Annotated in this window: 22 protein-coding genes and 1 riboswitch; of the genes, 14 read left to right on the top strand and 8 right to left on the bottom strand. The window is 69.8% G+C overall.

What is annotated here, in order from left to right; translation table 11 throughout:
• The first annotated feature begins 65 nt into the window (after positions 1-65).
• The 3 genes from cysS to ACFW16_RS20790 are packed head-to-tail and all read left to right on the top strand — an operon-like array spanning position 66 to position 3,835.
• Positions 66-1,451 carry a cysteine--tRNA ligase gene (cysS, locus tag ACFW16_RS20800; protein WP_380308500.1) on the top strand — a complete coding sequence of 462 codons (1,386 nt, stop codon included), beginning with the start codon at positions 66-68 and terminating at the stop codon, positions 1,449-1,451.
• Positions 1,452-1,455: 4 nt separating this feature from the next.
• Entirely contained in the window at positions 1,456-3,051 is a 1,596-nt protein-coding gene (gene cimA, locus ACFW16_RS20795; protein ID WP_380308498.1) for a citramalate synthase, read from the top strand.
• 13 nt (positions 3,052-3,064) lie between these two features.
• The gene (locus ACFW16_RS20790) at positions 3,065-3,835 is read left to right on the top strand and encodes an RNA methyltransferase (RefSeq protein ID WP_380308496.1); all 771 of its coding nucleotides are present in this window, start codon (positions 3,065-3,067) and stop codon (positions 3,833-3,835) included.
• Between the two features lie 3 nt (positions 3,836-3,838).
• Here ACFW16_RS20790 and ACFW16_RS20785 read toward each other — a convergent pair whose 3' ends face one another.
• The 4 genes from ACFW16_RS20785 to ACFW16_RS20770 all read right to left on the bottom strand — a co-directional run bounded on the left by ACFW16_RS20785 (position 3,839) and on the right by ACFW16_RS20770 (position 6,796).
• The gene (locus ACFW16_RS20785) at positions 3,839-4,480 is read right to left on the bottom strand and encodes an alpha/beta family hydrolase (protein WP_380308494.1); all 642 of its coding nucleotides are present in this window, start codon (positions 4,478-4,480) and stop codon (positions 3,839-3,841) included.
• A 38-nt stretch (positions 4,481-4,518) separates the two neighbouring features.
• Positions 4,519-4,980, bottom strand: coding sequence for a Fur family transcriptional regulator (locus tag ACFW16_RS20780; RefSeq protein WP_380308492.1), 462 nt, complete (start codon positions 4,978-4,980; stop codon positions 4,519-4,521).
• A 10-nt stretch (positions 4,981-4,990) separates the two neighbouring features.
• The gene (locus tag ACFW16_RS20775) at positions 4,991-5,647 is read right to left on the bottom strand and encodes a PadR family transcriptional regulator (protein WP_380308490.1); all 657 of its coding nucleotides are present in this window, start codon (positions 5,645-5,647) and stop codon (positions 4,991-4,993) included.
• Positions 5,648-5,869: 222 nt separating this feature from the next.
• Entirely contained in the window at positions 5,870-6,796 is a 927-nt protein-coding gene (locus ACFW16_RS20770) for a class I SAM-dependent methyltransferase (RefSeq protein WP_380308488.1), read from the bottom strand.
• A 355-nt stretch (positions 6,797-7,151) separates the two neighbouring features.
• On the opposite strand from ACFW16_RS20770, the gene ACFW16_RS20765 reads away from it, so the two are divergent.
• The 10 genes from ACFW16_RS20765 (at position 7,152) to rpsD (ending at position 14,533) form a co-directional block, all read left to right on the top strand.
• The gene (locus tag ACFW16_RS20765) at positions 7,152-7,346 is read left to right on the top strand and encodes a hypothetical protein (RefSeq protein ID WP_380308486.1); all 195 of its coding nucleotides are present in this window, start codon (positions 7,152-7,154) and stop codon (positions 7,344-7,346) included.
• A 55-nt stretch (positions 7,347-7,401) separates the two neighbouring features.
• Entirely contained in the window at positions 7,402-7,659 is a 258-nt protein-coding gene (locus tag ACFW16_RS20760; protein WP_380308484.1) for a type II toxin-antitoxin system Phd/YefM family antitoxin, read from the top strand.
• Positions 7,659-8,090, top strand: coding sequence for a type II toxin-antitoxin system VapC family toxin (locus ACFW16_RS20755; protein WP_380308482.1), 432 nt, complete (start codon positions 7,659-7,661; stop codon positions 8,088-8,090). The genes ACFW16_RS20760 and ACFW16_RS20755 overlap by 1 nt, the downstream gene beginning before the upstream one ends.
• 343 nt (positions 8,091-8,433) lie before the next feature.
• Positions 8,434-8,709, top strand: a complete 276-nt coding sequence (locus tag ACFW16_RS20750) for a hypothetical protein (RefSeq protein ID WP_380308480.1) — start codon at positions 8,434-8,436, stop codon at positions 8,707-8,709.
• A gap of 7 nt (positions 8,710-8,716) precedes the next feature.
• Positions 8,717-9,655 carry a restriction endonuclease gene (locus ACFW16_RS20745; protein WP_380308478.1) on the top strand — a complete coding sequence of 313 codons (939 nt, stop codon included), beginning with the start codon at positions 8,717-8,719 and terminating at the stop codon, positions 9,653-9,655.
• 78 nt (positions 9,656-9,733) lie between these two features.
• On the top strand, positions 9,734-10,456 hold the full coding sequence (locus tag ACFW16_RS20740) for a hypothetical protein (protein ID WP_380308476.1): 723 nt from the start codon (positions 9,734-9,736) through the stop codon (positions 10,454-10,456).
• A gap of 222 nt (positions 10,457-10,678) precedes the next feature.
• A riboswitch (cobalamin riboswitch) is annotated at positions 10,679-10,910 on the top strand.
• 32 nt (positions 10,911-10,942) lie between these two features.
• Positions 10,943-11,983 (top strand): ABC transporter substrate-binding protein, encoded by a 1,041-nt coding sequence (locus ACFW16_RS20735; RefSeq protein WP_380308474.1) that lies wholly within the window; start codon positions 10,943-10,945, stop codon positions 11,981-11,983.
• Positions 11,980-13,014 (top strand): FecCD family ABC transporter permease, encoded by a 1,035-nt coding sequence (locus tag ACFW16_RS20730; protein WP_380308472.1) that lies wholly within the window; start codon positions 11,980-11,982, stop codon positions 13,012-13,014. The genes ACFW16_RS20735 and ACFW16_RS20730 overlap by 4 nt, the downstream gene beginning before the upstream one ends.
• Entirely contained in the window at positions 13,011-13,775 is a 765-nt protein-coding gene (locus tag ACFW16_RS20725; protein ID WP_380308470.1) for an ABC transporter ATP-binding protein, read from the top strand. Before ACFW16_RS20730 ends, ACFW16_RS20725 begins: the two co-directional genes overlap by 4 nt.
• 143 nt (positions 13,776-13,918) lie before the next feature.
• On the top strand, positions 13,919-14,533 hold the full coding sequence (rpsD, locus tag ACFW16_RS20720) for a 30S ribosomal protein S4 (RefSeq protein WP_380308468.1): 615 nt from the start codon (positions 13,919-13,921) through the stop codon (positions 14,531-14,533).
• A gap of 52 nt (positions 14,534-14,585) precedes the next feature.
• On the opposite strand, the gene ACFW16_RS20715 is transcribed toward rpsD, so the two are convergent.
• Complete coding sequence (locus ACFW16_RS20715) at positions 14,586-15,881, bottom strand: CynX/NimT family MFS transporter (protein ID WP_380308466.1); 1,296 nt, start codon at positions 15,879-15,881, stop codon at positions 14,586-14,588.
• 348 nt (positions 15,882-16,229) lie between these two features.
• Here ACFW16_RS20715 and ACFW16_RS20710 point away from each other — a divergent pair, with 348 nt between their 5' ends.
• Positions 16,230-18,935, top strand: coding sequence for a beta strand repeat-containing protein (locus ACFW16_RS20710; RefSeq protein ID WP_380308464.1), 2,706 nt, complete (start codon positions 16,230-16,232; stop codon positions 18,933-18,935).
• A gap of 76 nt (positions 18,936-19,011) precedes the next feature.
• On the opposite strand, the gene grxD is transcribed toward ACFW16_RS20710, so the two are convergent.
• The 3 genes from grxD to purL all read right to left on the bottom strand — a co-directional run.
• The gene (gene grxD, locus ACFW16_RS20705; protein ID WP_380308462.1) at positions 19,012-19,350 is read right to left on the bottom strand and encodes a Grx4 family monothiol glutaredoxin; all 339 of its coding nucleotides are present in this window, start codon (positions 19,348-19,350) and stop codon (positions 19,012-19,014) included.
• A gap of 24 nt (positions 19,351-19,374) precedes the next feature.
• Positions 19,375-19,611, bottom strand: coding sequence for a BolA family protein (locus ACFW16_RS20700; protein ID WP_380308460.1), 237 nt, complete (start codon positions 19,609-19,611; stop codon positions 19,375-19,377).
• A gap of 2 nt (positions 19,612-19,613) precedes the next feature.
• A partial coding sequence (purL, locus tag ACFW16_RS20695; protein ID WP_380308458.1) for a phosphoribosylformylglycinamidine synthase subunit PurL occupies positions 19,614-21,330 on the bottom strand: 1,717 nt, incomplete at its 5' end.

Raw genomic sequence — 21,330 nt, 5'->3', positions numbered from 1 at the left:
CAGGGGTCCGATCTGGTAATCGTCGCGGTCCCGACCGGACAGGTCTGACCTTAGGACTGCGACCCGTGGCGCTCTCTCTGCACAACACGCTCACCCGGACGAAGGAAATCTTCGTCCCGATCGACCCGAGCCATGTGCGGATGTATGTCTGCGGCCCGACGGTCTACGACTACGCCCATATCGGCAACGCCCGGGTCTATGTCGTCTTCGACGTGCTGTACCGGCTGCTGCGGGCGCTGTATCCGCGGGTGACCTATGCCCGCAACATCACCGATATCGACGACCGCATCATCGAGCGGGCGCGGCAGAGCGGCGAGCCGATCGACAGCATCACCCGGCGCACCGCCCAGGCCTTCATGGACGACATCGCGGCGCTCGGCTCGCACGCGCCCGACATCCAGCCGCGCGCGACCGAGCACATCCCGCAGATGCAGGCGATGATCGGCACGCTGATCGACAAGGGCCACGCCTACGCCGCCGAGGGCCACGTGCTGTTCAACGTGCCGTCGATGCCGGATTACGGCCAGCTCTCCCGCCGCAACCGCGACGAGCAGATCGACGGCGCCCGGGTCGAGGTCGCGCCCTACAAGCGCGATCCGGCCGATTTCGTGCTGTGGAAGCCGTCGACCGGCGACCAGCCGGGCTGGGACAGCCCATGGGGCCGCGGCCGGCCGGGCTGGCACATCGAGTGCTCGGCCATGGCGGCGACCCATCTCGGCGACGAGTTCGACATCCATGCCGGCGGCCTGGACCTGATCTTCCCGCATCACGAGAACGAGATCGCCCAGAGCCGCTGCGCCCATGGCACGCCGGTGATGGCGCGCACCTGGCTGCACAACGGCTTCGTGCAGGTCGAAGGCGAGAAGATGTCGAAGTCGCTCGGCAACTTCTACACGCCGCACGACCTGCTGGAGGAGTTCCAGGGCGAGGCGCTGCGCTACACGCTGCTGTCCGGCCATTACCGCCAGCCCTTCGACTTCACCAAGGAAGGCGTGCGGCAGGCCCGGGCGGCGCTCGACCGGCTGTACGGCGCCCTGCGCGCGGTCGAGGCGGTCGAGGCGAGCGAGCCTTCGGACGCTCCGCATGTGGTGCAGAGCGCGCTGGAGGACGACCTCAACACGCCGCAGGCCCTGGCGGCGCTGCACGACCTGGCCGGCGCGCTGAACAAGGCGGGCGACCCGGCGGTGCAGGCACGGCTCAAGGGCGAGCTCCTGGCCGGCGCCCGGCTCCTCGGCCTCCTGGACCAGGATCCGGAGGAGTGGTTCCGCTGGCGTCCGAAGGCGGCCGCGGGGTTGGACGACGCCGAGATCGACGCGCTGGTGGCCGATCGCCGGGCGGCGCGCGCGGCGAAGAACTTCGCCGAGGCCGACCGCATCCGCGACCAGCTGACGGCCGCCGGCATCGCGCTGGAGGACAAGCCGGACCGCACACTCTGGCGCCGGGTGGGGTGAGGCGATGAGCGAGCGGATCTGGCTGTTCGACACCACCCTGCGCGACGGCGCGCAGACCCAGGGCGTGGACTTTTCGGTCGCCGACAAGATCGCCATCGCCAAGAGGCTCGACGCGCTCGGCATCGACTATGTCGAGGGCGGCTGGCCCGGCGCCAACCCGACCGACGACGCGCTGTTCCGCGACCCGCCGAAGCTGGCCCAGGCCCGCTTCACCGCCTTCGGCATGACCCGGCGGCCGGGCCGCAGCGCCGCCAACGACCCCGGCCTGTCGGCGCTGCTGAACAGCGACGTGTCGTCGATATCGATCGTCGGCAAGACCTGGGACTTCCATGTCGACGTCGCGCTCGGCATCCCGCGCGAGGAGAATCTAGAGCTGATCCGCGACAGCGTCGCCGAGGTGGTCGGCCGCGGCCGCGAGGTCGGCTTCGATTGCGAGCATTTCTTCGACGGCTGGAAGGCCAACCCGGACTATGCCCTGGCCTGCGCCAAGGCGGCGTTCGAGGCCGGGGCGCGCTGGGTGGTGCTGTGCGACACCAATGGCGGCGCCCTGCCGCACGAGGTGACCGAGATCGTCACGGCCGTCGCCCGGCACATCCCGGGCGACCGGCTGGGCATCCACGCCCATGACGACACCGGCAACGCCGTCGCCAACAGCCTGGCGGCGGTGCGGGCCGGGGTGCGCCAGATCCAGGGCACGCTGAACGGCCTGGGCGAGCGCTGCGGCAACGCCAACCTCGTCACCCTGATCCCGACGCTCGCGCTGAAGATGGGCTACGAGACCGGGGTCACCGAGGCCGGCCTCGCCTCGCTGACCGATCTCAGCCACTGGTTCGACGAGCGGCTGAACCGCACGCCGCAATCCGGCGCACCCTATGTCGGCGGCCGCGCCTTCGCCCATAAGGGCGGGCTGCATGTCTCCGCCATCGCCAAGGACCCGCGCTCCTACGAGCATGTGGCGCCGGAGCGGGTGGGCAACCGCCGCCATCTCGTCGTCTCCGACCAGGCCGGGCGGGCCAACATCCTGGCCCGCTTCGCCGAGATCGGCGTCGCCATCGACCCGAAGGACCGCAATGTCGAGCGGCTGGTCGACCTGGTGAAGCAGCGCGAGTTCGAGGGCTATTCCTACGACACCGCGGCCGCCAGCTTCGAGCTCCTGGCCCGGCGCATGCTGGGCCAGGTGCCGGCCTACTTCGCCATGGACCGGTTCACCGTGGTCGACGAGCGGCGCTTCAACGCCCGCGGCGAGGTGGTGCAGGAATCCGAGGCCACGGTGCTGGTGCGCGTCGGGACCAGGTCCCTGCACGAGGTGTCCTTCGGCAACGGCCCGGTCAACGCGCTCGACAACGCCATGCGCAAGGCGCTGGAGCCGATCTATCCCGGCCTGAAGCCGCTGCGGCTGGTCGACTTCAAGGTCCGCATCCTGCGCTCGAACGAGGGCACCGGCGCCATGCCGCGGGTGATGATCGAGACCGAGGATGCCGACGGCACGCGCTGGTCGACCATCGGCGTCTCGACCAACGTCATCGACGCCTCCTTCGAGGCGCTGGGCGACAGCTTCACCTATGCGCTGCTGCGGGCCGGCGCCGCGGCCCCCCAGTGATGGACCAGTTCTGATGGCCGGCACCGACCAGACCCGCGACCCGCTGCTGGGCGGCCCGGCGATCATCCTGATCGAGCCGCAGATGGGCGAGAACATCGGCACCGCGGCGCGGGCGATGCTGAATTGCGGCCTGACCGATCTGCGCCTGGTGCGGCCGCGCGACGGCTGGCCGAACCCGAAGGCGGTGCCCACCGCCTCCGGCGCCGACGCCGTGCTCGACCATGTCCGGGTGTTCGAGCGGACCGAGGACGCGATCGCCGATCTCGGCGCCGTCTACGCCACCACGGCGCGGCTGCGCGACCAGCTGAAGCCGGTGGTGACCCCGCGCCGGGCGGCGACGGAGATGCGGGCGCACCACGCCGCGGGCGTCGGCACTGGCATCCTGTTCGGGCCGGAGCGCACCGGCATGACCAATGACGACATCGCCCTGGCCGATGCCGTGGTCAATGTGCCGCTGAACCCCGCCTTCTCCTCGCTGAACCTGGCCCAGGCCGTACTGCTCGTCGCCTACGAGTGGTTCACCGCCGGCGACGCCACGCCGGAGCGGCGGCTGGACTATGAGGAGGACGCGCCGCCGGCGACCAAGGACCAGCTGCTGAACCTGTTCGAGCATCTCGAAGAGGCGCTGGACGCCGGCAACTTCTTCCGGGTGCCGGAGAAGAAGCCGAGCATGCAGCGCAACATCCGCGCCTTCCTGCTGCGTGCGCAGCTGTCGGAGCAGGAGGTGCGGACCCTGCACGGCATGATCGTCGCCCTGGCCGGCCGGCGGAAGGGCGGGGGGTAGGGATCAGCCGCGCGTGATCCGTCCGGCCCAGGCCGACACCGCCGCCGCGACTGTCCGCAGATGCTCGGCGGCGGTGAAGCCGGAGACGCTCTTGCGCGGCTTCAGGTCGTGGTCGCCGTCCTCCAGCCACAGCAGTTCGATCCGGTCCGACAGGGCGTAGCCGGCGACCTCGTCGCGGGTGCCGAACTCGTCGCGCGTGCCCTGGCAGATCAGGGCCGGTGTCGCGAGGCCGGCGAGATGCGCTGTGCGCAGCTGCGCCGGCTTGCCCGGCGGGTGGAACGGATAGCCGAGGCACAGCAGCCCGGCGATCCGCCCTGCTGCGTGCATCTCGTCCGCGGCCATCGACGCCACGCGCCCGCCCATCGACTTGCCGCCGATGATCAGGGGCCCCGTGGCGCCGAGGGCATCGACCGCGGCCCGGTATTCCGGGATCACGGTCTCGGCCCGCGGCGGCGGTTTGCGCTGCCCGTCGCGCCGGGCCGCCATGTAGCCGAACTCGAAGCGCGCCACCCGGAACCCGGCCTCCGCCAGCGCCTTCGCCGTCGCGGTCATCGAGGCCGAATCCATCGGCGCGCCGGCACCATGGGCCAGCAGGATGGTGGTGCGGGCCCCGGCGGGGCCGTCGATCAGAAAGCTCGGTGCCATCGGCCGACCCTAGCACGCCAGCGCGACCGGCCCGAACATCAGGGAATCTGCGCGAGCTTGGCGAAGGCTGAAAGCGGGTCGGGGTCGGCCACCGGCGCTGCGGGATGCAGCTTCTCGACCTCGAGCTCGAACCGGGCGCGGACCAGGCGATAGCCGAACTGGCGCAGCACGTCGGCCAGGGCGGCGCGCAGCTGGACCTCGCCCAGCGTCAGCGTCTCCGCCGGCGCGGCGGCCGGGCCCACCGCCAGGCGCTTCGGTGCGTCGTCGCGCCAGCCGGTGAGGCCGGCCCGGCGCAGCGCCGCCAGGAAGCGGTAGACCGTGGCCAGGCTGATCCGCGGGTCCAGCCGGCGCGCCCGGCCCAGGATCTCCTGGGCGTCGAGCGTGCGGTCGGCCTCGGCCAGCACCGCCAGCAGGATGCGGCGCGGCCGGGTCGGCCGCAGCCCGGCATCGCGCAGCCGGGCCAGGGCCGGGGCGGGGTAGGGAAGGGGGGCGGGGCTCATGCCGCCGCCCTCAGCCGCGACGGATCTCGGCCGCCGCCCGGGCCAGGATCTCGACGATCCGGGTCTCGGCGTCCGCATCCTCGGCCAGCTTCTGCGCCGTCGCCTCGCGCAGGTTGTCCAGCGCCGCGACCACCAGCGACGGCATCCGGCTCGACCGCTCGCGCTCGCGGTCCCGCTCGCCGCCCATCATCTTGTTGACCCAGGCGATCTTCTCGCCGGCCGCGGCCAGCCGGCCCAGCACCGCGTCGACGATGCCGCGGTTGGCGTCGAGATAGGCGCGGCCTTCGTCGGTGATCCGGTACAGCTTCTTGCTGCCCTCGGCCTCGACCGTGACGTAGCCGGCCTCCTCGAGATAGGTCAGGGTCGGGTAGACCGTGCCCGGGCTCGGGCTGTACCAGCCGCCGGTCTTTTCCTCGATCAGCTTGATGATCTCGTAGCCGTGGCGCGGCTGCTCCTCGATCAGCGCCAGCGCCAGCAGGCGCAGGTCGCCCTGGGCCAGCATCCGGCCGGCGCGCATCAGATCGCCGCCGCCGAAGCCCCCGAAGCCGCGGCCGCCGAAGCCGCCGCCGCCATGGCCCCACATGCGGCCGCCGCGGCCACGGCCGCCGGCCCACATCTCGTCGCCGCCGCAATCGTCGCGGTGTCCGCGATGGTGTCGTCCGAACATCGAACTTGCTCCATTGATTTCGATATATCGTAAGATATGCCGACCAACGATCGCTTTCAAGATATATCTTAAGATGTGACGAACCTGGCCGAAACCATGAGGCGAGGCTGCTTTCCATCATCGGCGTCGGCCGTGGCTTGACGATCGTGGCCGGCCATCCGACCCGCACGCCATGCCCGTCGATGCGGAGGGGATCTGGGCGAACTCGGGATGCCGCTCGGCTCACATGCGGTAATCGAGAAAGAGGTTGACGCCCGCGGGTTCCCCGAAGACCCGCACGCGATCTCCCTCGAATCCCGCGCGCTCGGCAAGCCTCCACAGCAATGCTTCATCTCGGTGACGAAGCATCCACTCGCCGACCACCTCCATATAGCGGCGCGACGGGTGTTGCGTGGAAAAGTTCCCGACGACGATCCTGCCGCCGGGCCGCAACCAGCGCGCGATCCGCGAAAGCAGCGCCACGAACAGTCGATCCGAGAGATAATCGAACAGGCCGGCCGACCAGACCAGGTCGTATCTCGGGGAAGAGGTGAAGCGGAGCGCATTGCCTCTATGGAACCGGACCGCGGCTCTGCCGCGGGTCGAAGCAAGCAGGCCGGTTGCGTGGGCGATGGCGTTTGCGTCCTGATCGACGCAGTCGATCGCCACATCGGCGTCCGGGTTTGCGTCGATGAAGTCCCTGACATCCCGGCAGGGGCCGCTGCCGAGGTTCAGGATGTGCAGTTGTCGGCCGGGCTGCTCGGCCATCGCTTGTCGGATGACCTGCTGCAGCACCAGTTGTCGATTCCTGACGGCGTGCGCACCACTCTGGGCATGGAAATACTGGTCCCAACGGACGAAGTGCGGATTGGGCGAGGTCCAATGCGTATAGATCCGGTCGATGATCTCGAAATCGCCGGCGTAACCATGAGGCTTCAAGAGCACGAAGCCCTGCATCGTGTCGCGCAGGAAGGACTCGCCCTGATCCCACCAGATCTGCTGCAGTTCGCGCCTGGTGGCCATTCCCCGAAGCACGAGGTCGTCAGCCTCGCCGAGCATCGATGTGAGGGACTCGTACGCATCCGGCTCCGGCCCGCCCCGGTCTATCAGCATCTGGAGGCGGGCCAGGAGATCGTGTGCCGAAGGCATGGCGGGCGCGGCGAGGTTCATTGTTCGTCTCCATCGGGGCGGCCGGTCGGCACAGGCAAGCTCCTCCGGGCGAGCGACGGCTTGTCGCCACGCGGCTTGCTGCCGAGGACCTGATCAATGCAGGCGGTGGACTTGATCTCAGCCTGGTGGTTGGGCGCAGGTCACTGCCGCGCCTCTTGTTCAACGATGGCCTCTATAGACGCTTGCAATCCAGAATGAGGAAAATAGTCCTTGAATCTTGAGGGGCGTCAACAGAAATAATTTTCCATAAATAAAACTGTTTTATTGATTTCAATTGAGATTAGAAGATTCTCCGAATTGCTTTTTATAGAATAGTTTTAGAAAAAATCATCGATACGCGAGCAGAGCGGCGAAGATGTCGAGGCTGGGGCCGGCGGCGGCGCCCACGCGGATATCCGGTACCAAGGCGCCGAAGGGGTGTCTCGCTGCGGCGCAGTCCGTCTTCGCTCAGCATGGCGGCTTCGCCGCCATCGACCGTGACTTCGACCAGCATCTGGAATCGGTGCTGCAGGATCTGAACGACGCCATCTGGGGCCGGCCCGCGGCGTAGGGGTGGTCAACCGGAGTCAGGATATAGTAACATCTCTACAAAAGGGAGATGTCGGATGCCAATCACGACCCTTTCCAGCCGCGAGTTCAATCAGGACGCCAGCCGGGCCAAGCGGCTGGCGCGTCGCGGGCCGGTCTTCATCACCGATCGGGGCCGGCCGGCCCATGTGCTGCTGACGATCGAGGAGTATCGCCGGCTGGCCGGCGACCAGGGCGACTGGATCGCCAGCCTCGGCCTGCCGCCGGGAGTGGAGGATGTGGAGTTCGAGCCGCCGCGTCTGGACGATCTGGCGCGGCCGGCGGACTTCACCTGATGTATCTGCTCGACACCAACGTCGTCTCGGAACTGCGGAAGGTGCGGTCTGGAAAGGCGGATCGGAACGTCGCGGCCTGGGTCGCCTCGGTGCCGCAGGTCAGCCTGTTCCTGTCGGCGATCACGGTGCAGGAGCTGGAGATCGGCGTCCTTCTGGCTGGACGGCGCGACCGGTCGCAGGGGGCACTGTTGCGAGACTGGCTCGACGGCCACGTGCTGCCGGTCTTCGCCGACCGTATCCTGCCGGTCGACCCGGCCGTGGCGCGCCGCAGCGCGGCCTTGCGCGTGCCCGATCCGCGGCCGGTGCGCGACGCGCTGATCGCCGCCACGGCCCTGGTCCATTCGATGACCGTCGTGACCCGGAACACCGTGGATTTCACTTCGACCGGCGCCGCGATCCTGAACCCCTGGGCCGCCCCGCCCTCGCCGTGATACTGACCCGTTACGCGCGCCTTTCCTCTCCCGACGTTCGAGCCCGCCGAAAGCTGGCGAGGTGATCCAGGACCCGGCGGCCGGCACCGGCGGCTTCCTGATCGCGGCCGACCGACAACACGATCGAGTTGGTCGGCGCCTGCGTTATCGTTGATTCGGATCCAGGCAATCTGTACTGAGTGACAAAGTTCTGCGGCTGGAATTTCATGAGCCGATCAAACAATGGGTGCTCTGGTACCTCAGATCGCCGGAGAGGCGTCGCCAGTTGGAGGAGATCTCGTCAGGGAACCAGTTGTCGATGCGCAACATCAGCCAACAGGCCCTACGAACCGTGACAATCCCTATGCCAAGCCCTGAGAAGCGAGCGGAAATCGTCCGCCACATCGAGGCTGCCTTCGTCCGGATCGACCGCCTGGCCGCGGAGGCGGAGGGCGCCCGCAAGCTGCTCGATCGGCTGGACCAGGCGGTGCTGGCCAAGGCGTTCCGGGGAGAGCTGGTGCCGCAGGACTCGGCGGATGAGCCGGCCTTGGTCCTGCTTGACCGCATCCGCGCCGAGCGGGCGGCGAAGGGCGCCGTGACCAAGGGGCGGCGCGGCCGGCCGCGCAAGGCAATGGCGTGAGGCGACGATGGCGATCCCCGACTACCAGACCCTGATGCTGCCGGTCCTGCGGCACGCCGCGCTGGGCGAGACCCGCGTGCCCGATCTCGAGGATCGGATCGCCGACGAATTCGGCTTGGCCGCGGAGGAGCGGGACCAGCTTTTGCCCAGCGGCCGGCAGAAGATCCTGAGCAACCGGATCCACTGGGCGAAGTTCTACATGGGCAAGGCCGGGCTGATCGATTCGCCCCGCCGCGGCCGCTTCGTCGCCAGCGAGGCCGGGCGCGCCCTGCTCGCGCGCAATCCGGAGCGGATCGATGTAGAGCTCCTGCAGCAGTACCCGAGCTTCCGGGACTTCTATCGCGGCGGTGCAGAGGCGGGCGCTGAAGCTGGCTTGACCCCCGAAGCCTCTTTGGCGGTCTCCGAGCCGACGGCCACGACCACGCCGGAAGAGCAGATCGAGGCCGCCCATCTCGCCCTGCAGGCGGCGCTGCGCGACGAGTTGCTGCAGCGCATCCTGCAGAACAGCCGTAGTTTCTTCGAGCAGGTGATCGTCGATCTCCTGGTCGCGATGGGCTATGGCGGCTCGCATCGCAACGCCGCCACCCGGCTGGGCCGCAGCGGCGACGGTGGCATCGACGGTGAGATCAACGAGGACCGGCTGGGGCTGGACCGCATCTACGTCCAGGCCAAGCGCTATGCCGAGGGCATCACCGTCGGCCGGCCCGACGTCCAGGCCTTCGTCGGCAGCCTCGTCGGGCGCGGCGCGACCAAGGGCGTCTTCGTCACCACCTCCGGCTTCAGCCAGCAGGCGAAAGACTTCGTCCAGCACCTCTCGCAGAGGGTGATCCTGATCGACGGCCAGCGCCTCGCAGACCTGATGATCGAGCACGATGTCGGCGTCCGCGTCAGCCGGGCGATCGAGTTCAAGCGGCTGGACGAGGACTTCTTCACCGAGGACGAGTGATTCCGCCGCCCGACGGGCGAGATGAGTTTGCGCAACGTCCTATTGCCTTAGCTCGCGATCATGTTCATGATACGTTCCATGAGCATGGCGCAGACCGATCGCGACGCGACCGAGGCCCGGCCGGCCGATCCCGACCTGAACTGGACGGGATGGGCGCTGGAGAAGCTGCGCGATGTGGTCGACATCGACATCCGGTCCAAGCGGATGACGCTGCAGCAGCAGTCGGTGACGCCGGCGGGGCGGGAGGCGGCGCCGGATTTCGCGCTGATGCAGTCGCGCCTGTCCCGCTCGATACGCCTGTCGATCGCCATGGCCGAGCGGGTCCGCGGCAAACACCTGCACCGCCGGGCCGCGGCCAAGGAGTCGGGGGCGCTGGAGCGCCGCCGCCGGCGGCGGGAGCAGGCGGTGCAGGCGGTGGTCGAGGCGGTCACGGCCGCCGAGGCGGCGGACCTCGCCGGGGTCGGCGGGACCGTCGATCCCGAGGCGACCGAACGCCTGCGGGCCGACGTGTGGGAGAGGCTGACCGAGGACGAGGTCCTGGACGTCCGCATCGACACGCTGCCGCCCGACGAATTCGTGCGGGAGGTCTGCCGCTGGCTCGGCCGCCGGCTGGACCCGAGCCGGCTGCCGCAGGGCTGGGACGACGTCCTTGAGGCCGATGACGATGCCTCCGGCAGTCCGCCCGGTGCGGAACCGGAATGCATTGCCGTGACTGAGGCCGGAGACGGCTGGCCTGAACGGCCGGACACGCTCGAAGACGGCCGCCCGCCGCCTGGGCTCCCGAAGCCGGACAGCAGCTGAGCGCCGTCGCCGGGTGCCATGTCGAGCTTACGGGTGTCTGGTCGAGGACTTTCGGGCGTAGGAGAGGAGAGGGTTTCAATTTCTATTGTCATCCTCGGGCTTGACCCGAGGATCCAGGGGCCACCCGGAGCGGCCTCGACATTTCTGGATGCCCAGGTCAAGCCCGGGCATGACAGAAAGGGATGTCCGATTCCCCTCGATTGACCGGCTCTCGGCCGTGCTGATACACATCGCGGCGACGGTTCCCATCCGGGATCAAAAGGGAACACGGTGGCGCCCCCCATCAAGTGCATGGGTGGGCGGAATCCGTGGCTGCCCCCGCAACTGTCAGCGGATCGCCGAGCGTCCTCGTGGTCCCTCGAGGGCCATGCCACTGCCCGCGGCGCGGGTGGGAAGGCCGATGCGAAGCCATGATCCGCGAGCCAGGAGACCTGCCGTCGCAGCGCAATCCGTTTCCCGGGCGGGGTGGCCCGGGCAGGAGGCATCATGGCGGCATTCCGGTCCTTTTCTTCGTGCGTTCTGGCGCGTGCCCTGGCCCTGGCCGGGCTTCTGGTCCTGTCGCCGGCGGCCTGGGCCGACCCGACGCAGTATCCGCTGACCATCCGCAACTGCGGCGTCGACGTCACCTTCGACCACGCCCCGAGGCGCGCCGTGTCGATCGGGCAGAGCAGCACCGAGATCCTGCTGTCGCTCGGCCTGGCCGACCGCATCGTCGGCACCGCCGTCTGGTTCGGCCCGGTGCTGCCGGCCTATGAGGCGGCGAACGCGAAGATCCCGCGCCTGGCCGACAACGACCCCAGCTTCGAATCCGTGGTCGGGACCGAGCCGGAGCTGGTGACGGCCCAGTTCGAATGGCATGTCGGGCCGAAGGGCTCGGTCGGCACGCGCGAGCAGTTCGCCGGCCTCGGCATCCCGACCTACATCTCGCCGGCCGATTGCGTCGCGAAGGACAATTCCGGCGGCGGCGACGGCGTGCGCAGGCAGCTCTTCACCATGGACCTCGTCTATCGGGAGATCCGCGACCTGGCCCGGATCTTCGACATGTCCGACCGGGGCGAGGCGCTGGTCGCCGAGCTGCGGCAGCGTGAGGCCGCGGCCATCGCCTCGGTGGCCGGCCGGCAGGCGGGCGGCGTGCCGGTGGTGTTCTGGTTCTCCAGCAAGGAGGTCGCGGGCGAGGCGTTCGTCGCCGGCAGGAACGGCGTGCCGGCCTGGATCCTGCGGCAGCTCGGCGCCCGCAACGTCATCACCACGGAGGAGGAGTGGCCGCTGGTGAGCTGGGAGCGCATCGCCGCCGCCGACCCCGCGATCATCGTGCTGGGGCAGATGAGCCGCCGCCGCTACCCGGCCGACGACATCGCGGCGAAGCTCGGCTTCCTCGCCGGCGATCCCGTGGCCAGCCGGCTGCAGGCGGTCAGGGACAAGCATTTCGTGGTGATGGACGTGCAGGCGATGCAGCCCTCGATCCGCGCCGTCGACGGCATCGAGGCGCTGGCCCGCGGCATCAAGAGCTTCGGGCTCGGGGGATGAGGCCGCTCCTCGATGGCGGCTGGGGCGTCCGCGCCCTGCTGGCCGCGCTGTCCCTGGCGGCGCTGGTCGCGGCCATCGCGCTCGCCGTGTCGATCGGCGAGATGCGGATCCCCCTGGCCACCACGGTCCGGGTGCTGGCCAACGGGCTGCTCGGCGCCGGCTTCGCGGTCAGCCCGATCCAGGAAGGCGTGGTCTGGGACTACCGGCTCAGCCGCGCCCTGGTGGCGGCCTGCTGCGGCGCCGCGCTGGCCCTGTCCGGCGCGATCCTGCAGGCGCTGCTGCGCAACCCGCTGGCCGAGCCCTATGTCCTCGGCATCTCCGCCGGGGCGTCGACCGGCGCCGTCGCGGTGATGATCGCGGGGGTGGGCGGCGGCGCCCTCTCGCTGTCCGGCGGCGCCTTCATCGGCGCCGTCCTGGCCTTCGTCCTGGTGTCGCTGCTGGCGGCCGGGACCGGGGGCGGCACCGACCGCGTCATCCTGGCGGGCGTCGCCGGGTCGCAGCTGTTCAACGCCGTGACCTCGACCATCGTCACCACCTCGGCCAATGCCGAGCAGGCGCGCGGCGTGATGTTCTGGCTGCTCGGCAGCCTGGGCGGCGTGCGCTGGCCGGACGTCCAGGTCGCGGTCCCGGTCGCCGCGCTCGGCTTCGTCCTGTGCCTCCTGCACGCCCGCGCGCTCGACGCCTTCACCTTCGGGGCGGACGCCGCCGCCTCGCTCGGCATCGCCGTGACCCGGGTGCGGGTGGTGCTGTTCGCGGCCACCGCGGCGATGACGGCGACCATGGTCAGCATCGTCGGGTCAGTCGGCTTCGTCGGCCTCGTCATCCCCCACGCGGCGCGCTTCCTGGTCGGGCCCGGCCATGCCCGGCTGCTGCCCGCCTCGGCGATGATCGGCGCCGTCTTCATGGTGCTGGCCGACATCGTCTCGCGCATCATCATCCCGCAGCAGGTCCTGCCGATCGGCGTGGTCACCGCCCTGTTCGGCGCGCCGGCTTTCGCGCTGCTGCTCTATCGGGCGAGGCGGGCGGCATGACCATCGCGACGCAGGACGTGCGCTGGGCCGCCGGCGGCCGGATGATCGTCGACGGCGTCACGCTGGAGGCGGCGCCCGGCCGGATGCTGGGCCTGCTGGGTCCGAACGGCGCCGGCAAGTCGACCCTGCTGCGCCTGATCTGCCGCCTGCGGCGTGTGGAGAGCGGCGTGATCACCTTGGGCGGCGCCGATATCGCCGGCCTGCCGCGCGCGGCCATCGCCCGCCGCGTCGCCCTGGTCGAGCAGCAGGCGGCGACCGAGGCCCAGGTGACGGTGCTCGACATCGTCCGGCTCGGCCGCACGCCGCATCGCGGCCCCCTTTCGGCCTGGACCGGGCAGGACGACGCGGCGGTGGAGGAGGCGCTGCGCCGGGTCGGGCTCGCGGACAAGCGCGGCCAGCCCTGGCACACCTTGTCGGGCGGGGAGCGGCAGCGGGTGCAGATCGCCCGCGCCCTGGCCCAGACGCCGACCGAGCTCTTGCTGGACGAGCCGACCAACCATCTCGACGTGCAGCACCAGCTCGAGATCCTGGCGCTGGTCGGGCGGCTGCCGGCGACCAGCATCGTCGCGTTGCACGACCTCAACCTGGCCGCCATGTTCTGCGACGCCGTGGCGCTGCTGCGGGAGGGACGGGTGGTCTGCGCCGGCGCGCCGGAGGAGATCCTGACCGAGGCGCGGATCCGCGAGGTGTTCGGGGTGCGGGCCCATGTCGAACGGTCGCCGCATCACGGCCGGCCGCATATCCATTACCTGCCGGGCTGAAACCGGCTTCAGGCTTGACATCCGGCCCAGAATGGCGTTCTTCACCGCTTCCATTCCTGGGAACGCGGGTCCGGCGCATGAGCCGGCGCCCCGCCCTGCCTTTGGCGGGGCCTACCGGGACAACATGAGAGAGGATCGAGCGCGTGAGCAAGCGCCTGAATTCGAAGCACAAGATCGACCGCCGCCTCGGCGTCAACCTCTGGGGCCGTCCGAAGAGCCCGCTGAACAACCGCGAATACGGCCCGGGCCAGCACGGCCAGCGGCGCAAGAAGCCGACCGATTTCGGCACGCAGCTGATGTCCAAGCAGAAGCTGAAGGGCTACTACGGCAACATCGGCGAGAAGCAGTTCCGCCGCCTGTTCGAGGAGGCCGTGCGCCGCAAGGGCGACACCGGCGAGAACCTGATCGGTCTCTTGGAGCGCCGCCTGGACACCGTCGTGTACCGGATGAAGTTCGTCCCGACCGTGTTCGCCGCCCGCCAGATCGTCAACCACGGCCATGTGCTGGTGAACGGCAAGCGCCTCAACATCGCGTCCTACCAGGTCAAGGACAGCGACGTGATCGAGATCAAGCAGAAGTCGCGTGAGCTGCCGGTGATCCTGGCCGCGATCTCGTCCTCCGAGCGCGACGTGCCGGACTACATCGAGGTCGATCACGGCGCCTTCAAGGGCAAGCTGGTGCGCAGCCCGGCCCTGGCCGACGTGCCGTACCCGGTCCAGATGGAACCGAACCTGGTGGTCGAGTTCTACAGCCGCTGATCCAGCCGGCTCGGTCATGCGGAAAGGGCGCCCTCGGGGCGCCCTTTCTGTTTCAGCGCGCGACCGTCCTGGCCGAGACCAGCTTCGCCCGGCCGGCGCCGATGCCGGCGACGGCGGCGGCGAGGCCGATGGCGAGCACGAACAGCCCGGCCGCGGCCCAGCCGCCGGTCCAGTCGTGCAGCAGGCCGATCAGCAGCGGCCCGCCGGAGGCCAGGGTGTAGCCCACGCCCTGCGACATCGAGGAGAGATGGGCCGCGACATGGGCGTCCGGCGTGCGCAGCACCACCAGCGTCAGCGCCACGGCGAAGGCGGCGCCCTGGCCGATGCCGAGCAGCACGATCCAGAGCCAGACCGTGCCGAGCGGCGCGAAGATGCAGCCCAGGAACCCGACGATCGAGAACGCCATGCACAGCAGCGCCGCCAGCCGCTGGTCGCGGCCCCGGGTCGCCAGCGACGGCGCCACCAGCGCGGCGGCGACCTGGACCATGATCGAGACCGACACCATGATCCCGGCGGCCACGCCGTCGACGCCGCGGTCGCGCAGGATCGGGGCCAGCCAGCCGAAGACGCTGTAGGCCAGCGAGGACTGCAGCCCCATGAACAGCGTCACCTGCCAGGCCAGCGGGTCGCTCCACAGGCCGCGGACGGTGAAGCCGGCATGGGCGGCCGGGCCATGGCGGGGCGGGATCTGCGTCAGCCAGACCAGGGCGGCAATGATCGCCGGGACCGCCCAGAAGGCCAGGGCCGCGGCCCAGGACCCGTCGGCCGCCTGGGCGATCGGCAGGGTGGCGCCGGCGGCCAGGGCGGCGCCGGCGCACAGCGCCATGGTGTAGACCCCGGTCATCAGCGGCGCCTGGTCCGGGAAGTCGCGCTTGACGATGCCCGGCAGCAGCACGTTGGTGACGCCGATGCCGGCGCCGGCCAGGACGGCGCCCAGCAGCAGGGCAGGGGGCGTGCCCAGGCCGCGCAGCGCGGTGCCGACCGCCAGCACCAGCAGCAACGCCAGCACCGCGCGCTCGGTGCCCAGCCGCCGGCTGATCCGCGGGGCCAGCACGCCGAACAGGCCGAGGCAGACCACCGGCGCCGTCGTCAGCAGGCTCGCCGCGCCGGCGGAGATGCCGGTGTCGGCGATGATCTCCTTCAGCACCGGCCCCAGGCTCGACAGCGCCGGCCGCAGGTTGAGCGCGATCAGGACCAGGCTGACCACCAGCAGCCACCCGGCCTTGAGCGGCGTGGCGGGCACGGGAATGTCGTCGACCTCGGCGTCGATCAGCAGCTCGTCGGCCAGGCCATGGGGGACGTTGGGCACGGCTCGGTCGTCCCGATCCTGCTCGGCTGTCGACACCACGGGGTTCCTCCTGGCCGCGAAACGATATCCGCCCCGGCGGGCTGCGGGGCGGTTGGGCGCCATTCTGGACCGGACCGGGCCGTCATCGCCCGCCCCACCTCGTCATGCCTGGGTCGAGGGCTCGGCATGGCCGAGTGCGGGGGCGAATCGGCAAAAAAGCCGGACAAGATACACGCCTGCGCGACGACGCGCACCCTCCGTTCGGCTGATGCCGAACACGGCGTTTCAAAGCAGGCTAGGGGTTCCTCTTCGGGCTCGGCGATCCGTGCGCATCTCGGGCATCGGACGTGTGGCGCTGCCTCGGGGCCGGCAGGAGATCATGCGATTTGAACAGAAGGCATAATCACGATGGCGATCATTCCAGGAACCTCCGGCAATGATTCCCTGAACGGGACCGCCAGTGCCGATACCATCGACGGTCTGGCGGGCGACGATACGCTGCAGGGATATGCGGGCAACGATATCCTCCGAGGCGGCACCGGCCGGGACTACATGTATGGCGGCGAGGGTGACGACCGGATCGAGACCGGCGGGGGTGGCGGCGACTACGGCTCGGGCGGCGACGGCAACGACACCCTGATCGGGTCGGCCGACGCCGAGAGCCTCTACGGCGACGCCGGCAACGACACCATCACCGGGGCGGCCGGCAACGACACGCTTTACGGCGGCGTCGGCAACGACAACCTCGGCGGCGGCGACGGCGACGACTATATCAGCACCGGGATCGGCGTCGACATCGTCGATGGCGGCGCCGGCACCGACACGCTCTATGTCGACCGCAGCAGCATTGCGACCGGGGTCAGCTTCACCCTGAACGGCGCCGCCGGCAGCGACGGCAGCCGGGCGATCAACATGGAGCTGATGACCTACTACGCCGGATCGGGCAACGACACCATCACCGGGGCGGCGGGCAACGACACGATCTACGGCTATGACGGCACCGACGTCCTGAACGGGGCCGCCGGCAACGACAACCTCAACGGCGGCAACGGCACCGACACGCTCACGGGCGGCGACGGCGACGACAGCCTGTCGGGGAACGACGGCAACGACATCCTTCGCGGCGGTGCCGGCCGGGACTACATGTATGGTGGGGTCGGCGACGACCGGATCGAGACCGGCGGTGGCGGCAGCGATTACGGCTCCGGCGGTGACGGCAACGACACCATGGTCGGATCGGCCGATGCCGAGAGCCTGTACGGCGATGCCGGCAACGACGCCATCACCGGTGCCGCCGGCAATGATTCGCTCTATGGCGGGGCCGGCAACGACACCATCAGCGGCGGCGACGGCGACGACTACATCGCCACCGGCGTCGATGTCGATATCGTCGATGGCGGCGCCGGCACCGACACGCTCTATGTCGACCGCAGCAGCACCGTCACCGGGGTCAGCTTCACCCTGAACGGCGCCGCCGGCAGCGACGGCAGCCGGGCGATCAACATGGAGACGATGACCTACTATGCCGGGTCCGGCAACGACACCATCAACGGGGCGGGCGGCACCGACGCGATCTATGGCGGCGACGGCGCCGATGTCCTGAACGGGGCGGCGGGCAACGACAACCTCAACGGCGGCGCCGCCAACGACACGCTCGGGGGCGGCGTCGGCGACGACAGCCTGTCGGGGAATGACGGCAACGACATCCTCCGCGGCGGTGCCGGCCGGGACTACATGTATGGCGGTGCCGGCGACGACCGGATCGAGACCGGCGGTGGCGGCAGCGACTACGGCTCCGGCGGCGACGGCAAGGACACCTTGGTCGGATCGGCTGATGCCGACAGCCTGTACGGCGATGCCGGCAACGACACCATCACCGGCGCGGCCGGGAACGATTCGCTCTATGGCGGCGCCGACAACGACAATCTCAGCGGCGGCGACGGCGACGACTACATCGCCACCGGCGTCGGGGTCGACATCGTCGATGGCGGCGCCGGCACCGACACGCTCTATGTCGACCGCAGCAGCACCGCCGCCGGGGTCAGCTTCACCCTGAACGGCGCCGCCGGCAGCGACGGCAGCCGGGCGATCAACATAGAGACGATGACCTACTATGCCGGGTCCGGCAACGACACCATCACCGGGGCCGGCGGCATCGACGCGATCTACGGCGGCGACGGCACCGATGTCCTGAACGGGGCGGCAGGCAACGACAGCCTCAACGGCGGTGCCGGGACCGACACGCTGGCGGGCGGCGATGGCGACGACAGCCTGTCGGGGAACGACGGCAACGACATCCTCCGCGGCGGGACCGGCCGGGACTACATGTATGGCGGCGCCGGCGACGACCGGATCGAAACCGGTGGGGGCGGCAGCGACTACGGCTCCGGCGGAGACGGCAACGACACCTTGGTCGGGTCGGCCGACGTCGAGAGCCTCTACGGCGATGCCGGCAACGACACCATCAGCGGGGCGGCCGGCAACGATTATCTCTATGGCGGCGCCGACAGCGACATTCTTCGGGGCGAAGCGGGGGCGGACTACCTGAATGGCGGCGACGGCATCGACACCGCCAGCTACTTCACCAGCTCGGTCGGCGTGTCGGTCAGTCTCGCCGCCGGCACCAGCAGCGGCGGGGATGCCACGGGAGACACCCTGACCGGCATCGAGAATCTCGCCGGCAGCCAGGGCAACGACATCCTGGTCGGAGACAGCGGCGCCAACGCCTTGAGTGGGAGCGGTGGCAACGACGTGCTCAATGGGCTCGGCGGCAAGGACAGGCTCTCCGGCGGCGCTGGGGCCGATCGCTTCGTCTACGGCAGCATCGCCCACAGCCCCGTGGGCGCGGGGGCCGACCGGATCACCGATTTCAGCCATGCCCAGGGCGACCGCATCGATCTGTCGGCGATCGATGCCAGCACTGCAGCAGCCGGCAACCAGGCCTTCAGCTTCATCGGCACCGGCGCCTACACCGGTGTGGCCGGCCAGCTGCGCTATGTGACGGTCGGTGGTGTGACCACCATCGGCGGCGACGTCAACGGCGACAAGGTCACCGACTTCCACATCACTCTGACCGGCAATATCGCCCTGGCGTCGGCGGATTTCGTGCTCTGACGCTCCGGGTCAAATGACAATGCCCGCCCCGGAGAGGGGCGGGCATTCTGTCTGGTCCAGATCGTCCGGAGCGGGCTCAGCCCTGGGCGGCGACGGCGACGCCCTTGCTCTCCAGCAGCTCCTGCAACTCGCCGGTCTGGTACATCTCGCGGACGATGTCGCAGCCGCCGACGAACTCGCCCTTGACGTAGACCTGCGGGATGGTCGGCCAGTTCGAGAATTCCTTGATGCCCTGGCGCAGGCCGGGGTCGGTCAGGATGTCGATGCCTTTGAACGGCACGCCGAGATGGGTCAGCACCTGCACCACCGCGGCCGAGAAGCCGCACTGTGGGAACACCGGGGTGCCCTTCATGTAGACGACGACGTCGGTGCCGGCGATGTCGCTGCGGATGCGCTCGAAGACGGGATTGTCCATGGGAAACTCGCTCCGGGGAAAGGGTCAGGCTTCGGCGGCGGTGGTGTGCAGCATCAGCGCGTGCAGCTCGTTGCCCATCCGGCCGCCCAGCGCCTGATAGACCATCTGATGCTGCTGCACGCGGCTCTTGCCGGTGAAGGCGGAGCTGGTGACGTAGGCGGCGTAGTGATCGCCGTCGCCGCGCAGATCCTCGATCCGCACCTCGGCGCCGGGCAGGCCATCCTTGATCAGGCGGACGATCTCCGCCGGGTCCATCGCCATCTCTATGCCTCTCCAGCCTGGACGATATCGGTCATGTATCCGGGCAGCCACGCCTCGTTGACGCGGCGCAGCTCAGCCACGGATATGGCACTGCCGTCCTTGCGCTTCAACACGTCGCCGCCGGTACGGCCGATGATTTGGGCGGGGACGCCCGCCGCGCGGGCCCGCGCCAGCAGCGCCTCGCCATCGGCCGTGGTGACCAGGTAGCGGCCCTGGTCCTCGCCGAACAGCAGCCCGGCCTCGGCCGGAAGATCTACCGCGGCGCCGATCCGCCCGGCCATCGCCATCTCCGCCAGGGCGACATAGAGGCCGCCATCGGAGAGGTCGTGGCAGGCGGTGGCCGTCCCGTCCTGAATCAGCGCCCGCACCAGATCGCCGTTGCGGCGCTCGGCGGCCAGATCGACCGGCGGCGGCGCGCCGTCCTCGCGGCCATGGATCTCGCGGGCATACAGCGAAGCGCCGAGATGCCCTTTGGTTTCGCCAATCAGGACAATGGTTTCGCCGGCGGCCTTGAAGCCGAGCCGGACATGGCGCCCGCCATCCGCGATGAGGCCGACGCCGCCGATCGCCGGGGTCGGCATGATGCCTTCGCCGGAGGTTTCGTTGTAGAGCGAGACGTTGCCGGAAACGACAGGGAAATCAAGGGCCAGGCAGGCCGCCTTCATGCCCTGGATGCAGCCGACGAACTGGCCCATGATCCGCGGCTTCTCGGGGTTGCCGAAGTTCATGTTGTCGGTGATCGCGAGCGGCAGGGCGCCGGTGGCCGTGAGGTTCCGCCACGCCTCGGCGACGGCCTGGGCGCCGCCGGCCTCGGGGTCGGCCAGGCAGTAGCGCGGCGTGCAGTCGGTGGTGATCGCCAGGATCTTGCCGGTGCCGTGCACCCGCACCAGCGCGGCATCGGCCTGGCCGGACAGGGCCACGGTGTCGGCGCCGACCTGGCTGTCATACTGCTCCCAGATCCAGCGCTTGGAGGCGAGGTCGGGGCAGGCCAGCAGGCGGGCCAGCACCGCCTCCGGCGTTTCCGGCAGGGGCAGGGACGCGGCCGCGATCTCCGGCTGCTTCGGCGTCGGCTCCCACGGCCGGGCGTAGTTCGGCGAGGCGTCGACCAGCTCCGCCACCGGCATGTCGGCCCAGACCATGCCGTGCATCTTCAGCACCATGCGGCCGGTGTCGGTGACCCGGCCGATCACGGCGAAGTCCAGCTCCCATTTGCGGAAGATCGCTTCGGCCTCGGCCTCGCGGCCGGGCTTCAGCACCATCAGCATCCGCTCCTGGCTCTCGGACAGCATGATCTCGTAGGGGACCATGCCGGTCTCGCGCTGCGGCACGTGGTCGAGGTCCAGCTCGATGCCGCAGCCGCCCTTGCTGGCCATCTCGACCGAGGACGAGGTCAGGCCGGCCGCGCCCATGTCCTGGATGGCGACGATGGCGTCGGTGGCCATCAGCTCCAGGCAGGCCTCGATCAGCAGCTTCTCGGTGAAGGGGTCGCCGACCTGCACGGTCGGGCGCTTCTCCTCCGACGCCTCGTCGAATTCGGCCGACGCCATGGTGGCGCCGTGGATGCCGTCGCGGCCGGTCTTGGAGCCGACATAGACCACCGGGTTGCCGATGCCGCCGGCGGCCGAATAGAAGATCTTGTCGGTGCCGGCCACGCCCACGGTCATGGCGTTGACCAGGATGTTGCCGTTGTAGGAGGCGTGGAAGTTGGTCTCGCCGCCC

Source organism: Inquilinus sp. NPDC058860 (genome assembly GCF_042743185.1).
Lineage (GTDB): Bacteria > Pseudomonadota > Alphaproteobacteria > DSM-16000 > Inquilinaceae > Inquilinus.
This window is presented reverse-complemented; position numbering and strand designations above follow the sequence as displayed.